Raw genomic sequence first — 967 nt, 5'->3', positions numbered from 1 at the left:
GAAGGACGAATAATAGCTGGAAGCCCAACAACATCAAGCGCCTGAACTGCTTTTGCTGTTGCATGGGCGATATAATGTTGTTTGCGTTCAGCTTCGGTATGTCGCAAGTCGCGTTCAAGTTCTTCAAGGGCTTTGTCAAGGGCTGCACCAGAAAGTTTTTCTTTAAGTTCAGCACGTTTTTTTGCATGTTGTCGGCGATTTTCTTCTTTCAGTTCTGTTGCATTGGCTAACATAGACCGTGGTGTTTCCAAACCGATTTTTGCCATCGCTTGGCGGAATAAAGCACGATCTTCTGCTTTATCAATAGCTTCGGCATTGGCCCCTATCATTTCAACATGATAGCGGTCTAAAATACCCATACGCTTTAATGATAAAGCGGTATTGAGAGCTGTTTGTCCTCCCATGGTGGGTAAAAGGGCATCAGGACGTTCATGGGCAATAATTTTGGCAACGATTTCAGGCGTAATGGGTTCTATATAAGTTGCATCCGCTAGATCTGGATCTGTCATAATCGTGGCAGGATTAGAATTGACCAAAATAATTCTGTACCCTTCTTCTTTTAATGCTTTACAAGCTTGTGTGCCTGAATAGTCAAATTCACATGCCTGACCAATGATAATAGGTCCTGCTCCGATGATAAGAATAGATTTTATATCTGTGCGTTTGGGCATGGCTTTTTCCTATTACAAATATCCGTGTGCGATTGTGGCAAGAAAAATATTTAAGTTCTGAGGCTACAGTTATTTTATAAGTTAAGTGACAAAGAAAGTAAGTACTAAAATACCTTTTCCATGCTTTTTTTCATAAAAATTAAAGATAAATTTCTTTTTTGGGTTGAGTGACCTTATCAGTATATCAAAAAGATAACCTTTCATAAAAAAATAAGAGTACTTTGAAGAACGAGAATATTCAAGCATTTTCGGGAGATAAAACATGAACGATGATTTATGGTTGGATAGAGTTTCGT

At 38.6% G+C, this 967-nt stretch carries 1 protein-coding gene; it reads right to left on the bottom strand.

The features are described from left to right. On the bottom strand, positions 1–671 hold a 671-nt coding region (locus tag BN338_RS10155), incomplete at its 3' end, for a carbamoyl phosphate synthase preATP-grasp domain-containing protein (protein ID WP_039762100.1). Positions 672–967 lie beyond the last annotated feature (296 nt).

It is taken from the genome of Bartonella queenslandensis AUST/NH15 (genome assembly GCF_000312585.1).
Lineage (GTDB): Bacteria > Pseudomonadota > Alphaproteobacteria > Rhizobiales > Rhizobiaceae > Bartonella > Bartonella queenslandensis_A.
This window is presented reverse-complemented; position numbering and strand designations above follow the sequence as displayed.